This is a genomic window from Mesorhizobium sp. M0910 (genome assembly GCF_040319465.1).
Classification (GTDB): domain Bacteria; phylum Pseudomonadota; class Alphaproteobacteria; order Rhizobiales; family Rhizobiaceae; genus Mesorhizobium.
Window position 1 is genome coordinate 49,402 of sequence record NZ_JAMYNZ010000003.1, and the last position, 10,960, is coordinate 60,361.

General features: G+C 60.0%; 12 protein-coding genes. 6 read left to right on the forward strand and 6 right to left on the reverse strand.

What is annotated here, in order from left to right:
- The first annotated feature begins 4 nt into the window (after nt 1-4).
- From NKH78_RS07900 to NKH78_RS07915, 4 genes are all read left to right on the forward strand, one after another.
- A complete protein-coding gene (locus NKH78_RS07900) occupies nt 5-481 on the forward strand; it encodes an Lrp/AsnC family transcriptional regulator (RefSeq protein WP_023718597.1) in 477 nt (158 codons plus the stop codon).
- A gap of 230 nt (nt 482-711) precedes the next feature.
- Entirely contained in the window at nt 712-1,032 is a 321-nt protein-coding gene (locus NKH78_RS07905; protein WP_352507720.1) for a nucleotidyltransferase domain-containing protein, read from the forward strand.
- Nucleotides 1,033-1,136: 104 nt separating this feature from the next.
- On the forward strand, nt 1,137-1,487 hold the full coding sequence (locus tag NKH78_RS07910) for a ribonuclease toxin HepT-like protein (protein ID WP_352507718.1): 351 nt from the start codon (nt 1,137-1,139) through the stop codon (nt 1,485-1,487).
- Between the two features lie 63 nt (nt 1,488-1,550).
- On the forward strand, nt 1,551-1,877 hold the full coding sequence (locus NKH78_RS07915) for an HVO_A0114 family putative DNA-binding protein (RefSeq protein ID WP_352881398.1): 327 nt from the start codon (nt 1,551-1,553) through the stop codon (nt 1,875-1,877).
- 193 nt (nt 1,878-2,070) lie between these two features.
- Here NKH78_RS07915 and NKH78_RS07920 read toward each other — a convergent pair whose 3' ends face one another.
- The gene (locus tag NKH78_RS07920) at nt 2,071-3,447 is read right to left on the reverse strand and encodes an aspartate aminotransferase family protein (protein ID WP_352881396.1); all 1,377 of its coding nucleotides are present in this window, start codon (nt 3,445-3,447) and stop codon (nt 2,071-2,073) included.
- Between the two features lie 429 nt (nt 3,448-3,876).
- Here NKH78_RS07920 and NKH78_RS07925 point away from each other — a divergent pair, with 429 nt between their 5' ends.
- Complete coding sequence (locus tag NKH78_RS07925) at nt 3,877-4,566, forward strand: haloacid dehalogenase type II (RefSeq protein ID WP_352752789.1); 690 nt, start codon at nt 3,877-3,879, stop codon at nt 4,564-4,566.
- Nucleotides 4,567-4,697: 131 nt separating this feature from the next.
- Here NKH78_RS07925 and NKH78_RS07930 read toward each other — a convergent pair whose 3' ends face one another.
- From NKH78_RS07930 to argE, 5 genes are all read right to left on the reverse strand, one after another.
- On the reverse strand, nt 4,698-6,173 hold the full coding sequence (locus tag NKH78_RS07930; protein ID WP_352882608.1) for an NAD-dependent succinate-semialdehyde dehydrogenase: 1,476 nt from the start codon (nt 6,171-6,173) through the stop codon (nt 4,698-4,700).
- Between the two features lie 19 nt (nt 6,174-6,192).
- Nucleotides 6,193-7,236 carry a tartrate dehydrogenase gene (locus NKH78_RS07935; protein WP_352777389.1) on the reverse strand — a complete coding sequence of 348 codons (1,044 nt, stop codon included), beginning with the start codon at nt 7,234-7,236 and terminating at the stop codon, nt 6,193-6,195.
- A gap of 171 nt (nt 7,237-7,407) precedes the next feature.
- Complete coding sequence (locus NKH78_RS07940; RefSeq protein WP_023678793.1) at nt 7,408-7,764, reverse strand: cupin domain-containing protein; 357 nt, start codon at nt 7,762-7,764, stop codon at nt 7,408-7,410.
- 14 nt (nt 7,765-7,778) lie between these two features.
- Nucleotides 7,779-8,702 (reverse strand): 2-hydroxyacid dehydrogenase, encoded by a 924-nt coding sequence (locus NKH78_RS07945; RefSeq protein ID WP_352752794.1) that lies wholly within the window; start codon nt 8,700-8,702, stop codon nt 7,779-7,781.
- A gap of 16 nt (nt 8,703-8,718) precedes the next feature.
- Nucleotides 8,719-9,843 (reverse strand): acetylornithine deacetylase, encoded by a 1,125-nt coding sequence (gene argE / locus NKH78_RS07950; protein WP_352701471.1) that lies wholly within the window; start codon nt 9,841-9,843, stop codon nt 8,719-8,721.
- A 236-nt stretch (nt 9,844-10,079) separates the two neighbouring features.
- Here argE and NKH78_RS07955 point away from each other — a divergent pair, with 236 nt between their 5' ends.
- Nucleotides 10,080-10,958, forward strand: coding sequence for a GNAT family N-acetyltransferase (locus NKH78_RS07955; protein ID WP_352646234.1), 879 nt, complete (start codon nt 10,080-10,082; stop codon nt 10,956-10,958).
- The last annotated feature ends 2 nt before the right edge of the window (nt 10,959-10,960 follow it).

A 10,960-nucleotide genomic window follows, 5' to 3' on the forward strand; every position in this document is an offset into this window, starting at 1 on the left:
TCCAATGAAGCTCGACAAGATCGACATCAAGATCTTATCCCAACTGCAAAAGAACGGGCGAGTCACGAATGTCGAGCTTGCCGACCTTGTCAACCTTTCGCCGAGCCCTTGCCTGATGCGGGTGAAGAAGCTTCAGGCGGAAGGCTTCATCACCGGCTATTCCGCCCAGATCGATGTGTCCAAGCTCGGACAGACTCTAACGATCTTCACCGAAGTCACGCTCAAGCACCATCAACAGAACGACTTCGCGAGATTTCTTACCGCAATTCAGAAAGTCGATTCGGTCATCGAATGCCATCTGGTTTCAGGCGGATACGACTATCTTGTGAAGTTTGTCACAGCAGGCATCAGCGAGTACCAGACGATTATGGAGCGCATGATCGAATTGGATATCGGAATCGACAAATATTTCAGCTTCGTCGTGCTGAAGTCACCGATTGTGAAATCCCATTTGCCTCTCGACATCATTTTCGACAAATGAGAATGCAGCTCCGGCTCGGTCCTCAAGCGGCGGGCGCTCGTGCCAAGCTCCATCTTGTTGCGCGCGGCATTTGTCGAATGACGATGTCACGTTTCGGGGGAGGCCGTCATTGCCACCCTGTCGTCAAATGGCTTGAATATGAACTGTATAGGCAGGTAGCGCGCACAGCTTGCGGAGTTGCGACAATCTCGCCTCGGGTCACAGTTGGAGCAAAGGCAAGAGGCGAAAAGATGAACAAGATTGACACTTTGATCCACCGAAGAGCTGACGATCGCCGGATGACTGCGCAAGCCTGTGTATCGCGTATTCTCCGGAACGCCAAAGCCCGCGGCGTCGATATCTCTGTTGTCGGATCCCTCGCGAAAAACCGTTTCCGCGTCCACTCTGACGTAGATCTGCTGGTGCACGGACGCACTGATCCCGCGCGCCGGGCCATGGTGGAGCGCTTGGTCGCAGACCAGCTTCGGGGAACGAACATTCCTTATGACCTGATCTTTGCCTCAGACGTTTCGTCCGAACGAGTGCAGGAATTGCTTAATGGCAGCGTTTAAGCATCCGGCGTTCGCAAAACTGTCGCCAAAAATCGACCGCGCTGCGAAGGAACTGCAGCAAGCGAGGAATATCTGGCGAATCGGAGTGAGCTGTCACTCGGCAAATGGGGCGCGATCGCAGCAGTTCGCTGGGAGTCCACAATGTCTACAACAGCATCGAGGACATCCTGCTCAGCCTCTCCAACGATATAGACGGCCTCGTTCTCCAAGGGCCTACGATGCACCAGGACGTGCTCGATCAGATGTCGGCGGAAATTGCAGGCATCCGACCGGCTGTGCTCGACCCCGAGCTTTATCAGTCCTTGAGTGAGTTAAACGGATTCCGTCACCTGGTGAGGCATCGGTACGGTTTTGACCTGAAAACCGACAAGGTGCAGGAAAGCCTCGACAGGGTAAAAGAGGCATTTCCGTCTTTCCTCGAGGCCATTGTTCACCTGGAAAGCACTCTTACTTAGGAAAACACGCACGACAGTGATGGCGGCGGCGACGGCTCAGGGGGCCGGGTGGTCCCTGAACCAATGGCTCAGTCGTGTGCGCCGGAAGAGATTCTGCGGGCGTTGACCCCTGAGAATTGTCGGCTGGTGGCGCTGATCCATCGGTATCGACCGCAAAGCATCACGGAGCTGTGCAGGTTGGCGGCGCGTCCGCAGCCGAACGTATCCCGCTCCTTGGCGGCCCTTGAGCGGGCGGGAATTGTCTCAATGGCGGGCTCCAGGCCGAAGAGACCCGAACTCGCCGTGCAACGAGTCACGATCGACCTCGCTGAGCTTCAGAATGGCCGATGCGAGGTCGACGATTCGTGGAGACAAATCGCCCGACCATCATCTTTGCTGCGCGATGGGTGACAGGGGCAAAAGTCGATCAGTGGGTGCGCCGCTGACCAGGTTTGGCAAGTGGCAGACGTGAAGCCTCGGTGACGCCGAGCCAAGCGTTCGTACAGCGGAGAAAGAAGCGTCTGGGCTGATACTTAGGCCGGGACACATGCGAAAGACCCGGGCGGCGTGAGTTTAGCCCTGGTCAATGCAATGCGCCCGCTGATCATGCCTTCATCGCTGCCCGCACGTCCTTATCTTCGAGGGTTTGGTCCAGCGTCATCCGCGTGCGTTCAAGGATTTCATCAATATCGTCCTCGGTGCAGCAGAGCGGCGGCGCAAAGCCGAGGATGCCGCTGTTGAAGGCACGGATGACAAGGCCGTTTGCCCACGCGCGCTCGAAGATGCGGCGCCCCGGATCGGCCGCCGCCGGCAGCGGTGTCTTGCGTGCCTTGTCGGTGACCAACTCGATTGCTGCCAGCATGCCGCGACCGCGAATGTCGCCAACCAGCGGGTGGTCGGCGAGCGAGCGAAGGCCTTCCATCAACCGCTTCCCCACCTTCCGCCCATTCTCGAGCAGGCCATCTTCATAGAGACGCAGACATTCGAGCCCGACCGCCGCGCTCACGGGATGGGCCGAATAGGTATAGCCATGGCCGACAGCCGCTTTGCCGGCTCCGTCCGCGATCGTATTGTACACATGGTCCGACATGAAGACGGCGCCCATCGGCACGTAGCCCGAGGTCAGTCCCTTCGCCGTGGTCATGAAATCCGGCACGACCTCGTCTTCCTCACAGGCGAAGAGAGGGCCTGTGCGGCCAAAGGCAGTGATAACTTCGTCGGCAATGAACAGAATGTCGTGTTCCTTGCACACGGCGTGCAGAGCCTTCAGCCAACCTGTCGGTGGAACGAGGACACCGCCCGAACCCTGGATGGGTTCGGCGTAGAAGGCCGCAACGCGGCCCGCGCCGAGTTCTGCAATTTTGGCCCGCAGGGCCGCGACCGATGCGCCGATGATCGCCTGCGGATCGGAACCGACTGGATTGCGATAGGCGTAGTGCGAGGGAATCTTGTGCTGCCAGTCGTAAGGCACGCCGAAACCCGCGTGAAAAGCCGGGATCGCGGTCAGACCTGACCCTGCCGTCGAGGATCCATGGTAGCCGTGCTCCACGGAGATGAACTGGTCCTTTTGCGGCGTACCCTTGGCATGGTAGTAATAGCGAATGAAGCGGATCGTACTGTCGACTGCGTCGGAGCCGCCAAGCGTGAAATAGACATGGTTCAAATCGCCGGGCGCCAGCTCGGCAAGCCTGGCAGCAAGGCGAATGGCAGGCTCGGATCCCAACCCGAAATATCCCGTCGCATAGGGAAGCTCTCTTAGCTGCTTTGTCGCTGCTTCAATGACGCTTTCCTGGCCATATCCGATATTTACACACCATAGACCGGCGAATCCGTCCAGCAGGGTTTTCCCGCTTGCATCGGTCACGGTTGCGCCTTTGGCGGATTTGAGCACCCGCACGCCCGTCTCCTCGTGGCTCCGATAGCATGAAAACGGGTGAACCAGATGTGCGCGATCGAGTTCGATCAGTGAGTTTGCCAGCATTTGCTTCCTCCGATTCAGCGTAGTGCCTGACTTACGAGAGCGTAAGTCCGGTGTGGTGCGGTTTCGTCCTTCAGCTCGTTTTCCAGCGTGATCTGCTGCGCGGTCACGGTTCATTTCGGGCCTGAATTCGCCTAGGCCGAAGATAGCCCGCCGCGGACAGCAGTTCCTCCCGACCAGAACCTGAGCGATGGGCGTTTTGACTTTCCTTTGTCGCCGGCGCCGCATCTTATGCCGACGCGCGGCTGAAGGATCGCGCTCCGCCGAAGCTCGAAACGAACTCAGGCGCAACTCTCTGCCAAAGCTCTCACGCAATACAAAACAATCTGCTTCAGGGCGCATCGAATGCGGCGACTAGTCTTCTGCGGTCCTCATTATGATCCTTGCTGTTAAAGGCACGCGGTGCCGACAGGATTGGAAGGATCGACGCCCATGACCCAGTTCAGACCGAAATACATCACCTTCGACTGCTATGGTACGCTGACCAACTTCGACATGGCCGGTGCGGCGAGACGCGTATACGGCGCGCAGCTCTCCCCAGCTGGGATGGCGCAGTTCATCAAGGATTTCTCGGCCTATCGCCTCGACGAGGTTCTTGGCGCCTGGAAGCCGTACAGCGAGGTCGTGCACAATTCCGTGGAACGGACCTGCAAGCGCAACGGCGTCGCATTCCGGCCCGAAGATGCCCAACGCATCTATGCGGAAGTGCCGACATGGGGTCCGCACCCGGATGTCCCGGCGGGCCTGGCCAAGGTCGCCAAGGAGATTCCGCTGGTGATCCTGTCGAACTCCATGAAGAGCCTGATCATGTCGAATGTGGAGAAACTCGGCGCACCCTTTCACATGGTCATCACGGCCGAGGAGACCGGCGCCTACAAGCCGCAGATGAAGGGCTTCGAATATATGCTCGAGAAGCTAGGCTGCGGCCCGGAGGACATCACACATGTGTCGTCTTCATTCCGCTACGATCTCATGACCGCCTATGATCTTGGCATCAAGAGCAAGGTCTGGGTGAACCGCGGCCATGAACCTGCGAACCCCTTCTACGAATATACCGAAATCAAGGATATCGGCGGTTTGGCCGGCGCCGTCGGGCTGGAGCCTGTTCGGGAATTCGCCTAACTTTCAGGCTGAGGCACTCCCAGACGTTAATAATCACTGGTCGCGATAGAGAAAGGGGCGGTTTTCACCGCCCCTTTCTTGTGGTTCCAACGCTTTAGGGCTGCAAGTGTTTCCACCTGCGTGCAAGATAACTAGTTAAGCCCGCCAACATGAAGCGCCTTGACCTCGAGATATTCCTCGATGCCGAGCTGCGATCCTTCGCGCCCCACTCCCGATTGCTTGACACCGCCGAAAGGCGCAACCTCGGTAGAGATCATGCCTGTGTTGAGCCCGACCATACCGAACTCCAGCGCCTCGGCAACACGCCATGAGCGCTTGAGGTTGTCGGTGTAGAAGTAGGCGGCAAGGCCGAACGGCGTACCGTTCGCAATGGCGATGGCCTCTTCCTCCGTCTCGAAGCGAAAAAGCGGCGCCACTGGACCGAACGTCTCTTCCGATGCCAGGAGCATCCCCGCAGTAGCTTCTCCCAGCACGACGGGCCGTGCATATTGCTTACCCTCCGGCATCGTCTCGCTTTGGGCGATGATCTGCGCGCCTTTCGCCTGAGCATCGGCGATGTGACGCTCGATCTTGTCGATCGCGGCTGCGTTGATCATCGGGCCGATCTCAGTGCCCTCATCGGTCCCTGCGCCAACCTTCATCCGCGTGACGCGCCGGCTCAGCTTTTCGGCGAAAGCGTCGTAAACGCGTTCCTGCACAAGAATCCGGTTCGCGCAGACGCAGGTTTGACCGCCATTGCGGAACTTGGATGCGATCACCCCTTCAACTGCCTTATCCAGATCGGCGTCGTCAAAGACGATAAAGGGTGCGTTGCCGCCAAGCTCCAGGCTCAGCCGCTTGATGGTATCGGACGCGCCGCGCATGAGCAGCGCACCGACGCGGGTCGAACCGGTGAACGAGATCTTGCGCACCGTCTGATTGGCCATCAGTTCGTTGCCGATTTCGACGGGCATGCCGGTCACAATGTTGATCACGCCTGCAGGGATACCTGCCCGTTCCGCCAGAACGCCGAGCGCCAGCGCCGAGAATGGCGTAAATTCCGACGGCTTGATGACAACCGTACAACCTGCGGCCAGCGCCGGTGCTACTTTGCGTGCGATCATCGCGTTGGGGAAATTCCACGGCGTGATGATGGCGCAGACGCCGACGGGTTCTTTCAGCACCAGAATGCGGCGACCGGCCGTGGGTGACGGAATGGTCGAGCCACCGATCCGGCGAGCTTCTTCGGCGAACCATTTCACGAAGGAGGCGCCGTAATGGATTTCCGCCAATGCCTCGGCAAGCGGCTTGCCCTGTTCCAGCGTCAGCAGGAGCGCGAGATCCTGTTCGTGCTGGCGGATGAGGTCGTGCCAGCGTTCCAGAAATCCTGCACGCTCGGCATGCGTCCTTTTCTTCCAGCCTTTGAAGGCCTCGGCCGCGGCATCGATTGCCGCTCTCGTCTCGTTCTCCCCCATTGCGGGAACGGTGCCGAGAACACTTTGGCTGGCAGGGTCAATGACATCGACCGCGCCCTTCGTTTCCGCATCCCGCCAGACACCGCCAATCAGCGCCTGCTGGCGAAAAAGGTCGGAATCGTTGAACATGCCAACCTTCGTCATCGCATTCATGGTCTTTTCCTCTTCCCTTTCAACTTAATCCTGCCAGCACGGCCTGCGCGATCGTTTCAGTCCTGTCCTTGCCTGCGATCGTGCCAATCCCCCGCGCGGTTGCGGACTCGATTGCCGACATCACTTCCGCCGCAGCGTGCCCCTCGCCCAGATGCTCGAGCATCATGGCACCGGACCAGATCGCGGCGATCGGATTGGCGACGCCGAGATGCGCGATGTCGGGCGCCGAACCATGGACCGGCTCGAACATGGAAGGCACGCTGCGATCGGGATTGATATTGGCGGAGGCGGCGTAACCCAGCCCTCCCTGAATGGCCGCTCCAATATCGGTGAGGATGTCGCCGAAAAGGTTCGATGCGACGATTACGTCGAGGCTTTCCGGCGCCAGGACCATACGGGCGGCAATGGCGTCGATGTGGTAGTGCGAGACCTCCACATCGGCATAGTCTTTCGCCACCTCGCGCGTGACCTCATCCCAGAAAACCATGGAGTGCTTCTGCGCGTTGGATTTGGTGACAGATGCGAGCTTCTTGCGACGCGCCCGCGCCTGTTCGAAACCGAAACGGATGATCCGTTCGACACCCGTACGCGTGAAGATCGCAGTCTCAACCGCGACCTCATCGGCCGTGCCGGAATGAACGCGCCCACCGGCGCCGGAATATTCGCCTTCCGTATTCTCACGGATGCACAGGATATCGAAACCATCGGAGCGGAGGGGCCCCTGAACGCCCGGCAACAGCCGGTGCGGTCGTATGTTGGCGTACTGCGTGAAGCCTTTCCGGATCGGCAGGAGCAGTCCGTGAAGCGATACTGAGTCGGGCACTTCCGCGGACCAGCCCACAGCGCCGAGATAGATCGCATCGAATTTTCGGAGTGTATCGATGCCGTCTGACGGCATCATTGCACCGGTCTCCAGGTAGTAGGCGCACGACCACGGGAATCTTATGTCATCAAGGACGAAACCGCCCTGCTTAGCCGCCACTTGCAGCACCTGCCATGCCGCCTGCGTCACGTCCTTGCCGATGCCGTCGCCGGGGATCAGCGCTATCTTGTAGGTCTTCATGGATGGAGGTCCTCATTCGCACTGGCGTGGCCCGAACAGTAGTCGACCGCCCGCCGCATTTTCCGTCGAGGTTTATGCCTCCGACGGCGTCGAATCGCGTCAGGCGGAACCTGAAAAGCCGATTGTTCTGGAACCGCCGCGCGCTATTCGGCCGGACCTTGAGCACTGAACTCAGTCATAAACGCAGACGTAGATCTTGCGTACGGTCTCGATCGTGCGCCAGACGCCGACGAAACCGGGTTTCATCACGAAACTGTCGCCGGCGCGGTAGGTCTTGGTCTCACCGCCCTTCTCCTCGATTTCTACGAGACCCGAGACGATGTGGCAGAACTCGTAGATAGTGCCCTTGATCGAATGCGTCTCGCCGGGCGTCGCCTCCCAGACGCCGGTCAGAACCTTCTCACCTTTCGAGGCATCCTGCGCCCAAGTCTTGAAGGATGGATTGCCGGAAATGAGCCGCTCCGGAGCCGGTAATGCCTCCTTCGGCGCAAAGTCTGGAACTGTGTCGATCGTGATCAGAAGTGACATGTGATGATTCCTGGTTAGTAGCCGAGTGTCCGATCGACGAGGCCGATCAGTTCTTCTCCGGCGCGGTGGCGCCGAATGTTGTCGACGACGGATTGTGCCGCCGTATGCGGTTGCGTCACCGAGGCGATGTGCGGCGTTATCATCACCTTCGGATGCGACCACAGCGGATGGTCTTCCGGGAGCGGTTCTGGATCGGTGACATCAAGCATCGCCGCAGATACGTGACCGGTGTCGAGCGCGTCGATCAGCGCGGCCTGGTCCAGTTGCGGACCCCTGCCGACATGCAGCAGTTGAGCCCCGGCGGGCAGTAAGTGGAAGAACTCCGCGTCGAGCATGCCGTGCGTTTGTTCCGTGAGCGGGAGCAGGCAGACGAGAATATCCGTTTGCTTCAGAAAGCCCGCGAGTTGGTCCGTGCCGTGAAAGCAGGCGACGTCCTCGATCCGCTTTTCGCTGCGGCTCCACCCGGCAAGCTGAAACTGGAACGGCTTCAAACGCTCGATAGCCGCGCGGGCCAGCATGCCAAGGCCGAGAAAGCCAACCCGGCGTTCGGCCGCCTGTCGAGCGGCAATCGGTTTCCAGAGGCATCTTTTCTGCTGCTCAAGATAAGCGGGCATCTCGCGGTGGAGCGCCAACACGCCGAGCGCAACGTATTCCTGCATCATGCGTATGATGCCGTCCTCGACCATGCGCACAAGCTTCACATGGCTTGGCACCACGTCCTGCTTGAACTGGTCGACGCCCGCGCCGATGGAAAACAGCACTTCCAGATTGCGGTAGCGCGAGATCTCGTCCGGCACCGTCCAGGTGATGAGATAGCGCACCTTCTCCGGCTCCATCTCATCTCCGGAATGGAAGAAATCCAGATCCGGGAGCTCGCGCGCGAATATCTCGCGGAAGACCGCAGCACGCGCCGCATCGGAATTGAAAAGAAACGCCATGGCGACCGCCCTTCCTTCAGGCCGCAAGACGCGCGCCAAGCCCCTCGATCATCTTCCGGCAAGCGGCGAGTTCACCGATCTCGATATACTCATTGGGACGATGGGCACGGCCGATGTCGCCAGGACCGCAAATGATCGCGTCGATGCCGGCCTGCTGGTAAAGCCCGGCCTCCGTGCCGAAGCTGACGGCTGTGAGCGGCTCCTGCCCCGTCAGCTCGGTCAGAACGGCCGCTAGCGCGCTCCCGTTCGCGGGCGCGAGGGCGGGATAGGTGCTCAACTCGTGCCACGCCACATCGAAGCCACTGTCTCGCAGGGCGAAAAGCCGGGTCTTGACAGGCTCAAGCAGGGAGGCTGGAGAAACGCCGGGCACGGCGCGCACCTCGATATCGGCTGTGCATTGGCCAGGGATGATGTTGACCGCCTGTCCACCGGCGATGACGCCCACCTGCAAGGAAGAATATGGGGGCTCGAAATTTTCATCGAGCGGCCCGTCGGCGAGGGACTGGCCGTAGACCACGGCGTATGTGATGACGCTGGCCATGGCGTGCACAGCATTGAGTCCGAGATCGGGGCGTGAGGAATGGCCGGATCGCCCGATCACCTCGAGCCGCGCGGCGGCCTTCCCCTTGTGCGCGCGCACAGGCTGCATCCTGCTCGGCTCGCCGACAATGGCGCCAAGCGGCCTCTCGCATAAGCTCGGCAACGCGGCCAGGAGATGCGGCACACCACGGCACCCCGCCTCTTCGTCATAGGAGAATGCGAGATGAACTGGCTGCCGCAGGTTCATCGCCGCAAGTCCTGGGAGCGCGGCCAATGCGCAGGCGAGGAAGCCCTTCATGTCGGTGGTGCCGCGGCCGTATAGCCTGCCGCCCTCGCGGCGCAGGACGAACGGATCCGAGCTCCATTCCGGCTCGCCGGCCGGCACGACATCCATATGTCCGGAGATGATGTAGCCCCGACCCTGGCGCGGGCCGATCGTCACGAAGAGGTTGGACCGGTCGCCCTCGGGACCGGGCAGAACCGTCACCTCGGCTCCGGCTGCCTGACAGTAGTCGCGGATCCAATCGACGATCGCGCGGTTTGGCGTGCCCACAACAGAGGGAAATCCAATCAGCGTCGCGAGGATTTCTTCCACGTTCATGGCGGTCCGCTCTAATCGCACATTATCACCGGGTGCAACCAGCGTATCCGCAGGCAGCAGAGTTCGCTGCCGAATTGCGTCATGCTTTGGCCGAAGATTGCGAAAAAGCACCTCGAACCAGCGAAACCTGCTGGCTTTCCCGTATAATGCTACGGCAAAAGAGGCATGTCGCGACACGGCGATCGATCACAACGTCACACCGCGTGCCTTGCGCATTTGTTGAAGGATCGACTGAGATGCAGAGATCAGTACGCCTGAAATCCTTCGAACTGGTCGCGCGGGACATCAATGATGTCGACGTTGAGCTGCTGCACGCGCTGTCGATCTCAGTCCGCTGGCCTCATCGGCCGAAGGATTGGAACCTACTGCGTCGCGCCGGCCAGGGCATCGTTGCCGTTGATGGTATTGGACGCGTTTTCGGCAGCGCGATGTGGTTTCCTCACGGGAACGATTTCGCCACCATCGGCGTAGTGATCACAACGCCCCGCACGCAAGCGCAAGGAGGCGGCCGGTGGCTCATGGACCTAGTCCTCGAGCAGTGCGGCGATCGCAACTTGGCACTCAATGCTACCCATGCTGCCTATCCTCTTTATGTCTCACTCGGTTTCACGACCGAGGCGACTGTATACATGCGCCAGGGTGAAGTCCCACCGATCCTCCCAACAGTGCCGTCCCTGGACGGTCAATTGCAGGCGCTGTCGAGCGACAGGCTGAAGGAAATCACGGCGCTGGACACCCGCGCGTTTGGGACAAACCGCGAGAGGCTGCTCACGTTGCTCGCGGCCGATGCCTCAATCTGCACTTTGAGCCGCGGCAGCGAGATCGTCGGCTATTCCATGTGTCGCGAGTTCGGGCGTGGTCACGTGATCGGCCCGATGGTCGCGCGAAACGATCTCGACGCGGTCCATCTTACAGCCGTGCATCTGAACGGACTGGCAGGACGATTTGCCCGTGTCGACACCCGCGAGAAGGATGGCGTGTTTGCCGCGTTTCTCCAGCAGTGCGGCCTCGGCATTGCCGAGACCGTTACGACCATGTCCAAGGGGCGCCGCTTTCTGAACCGGGAAGACAATGGGCCTTGGGTCTATGGATTGGCCGGCCACGCCTTGAGTTGAAT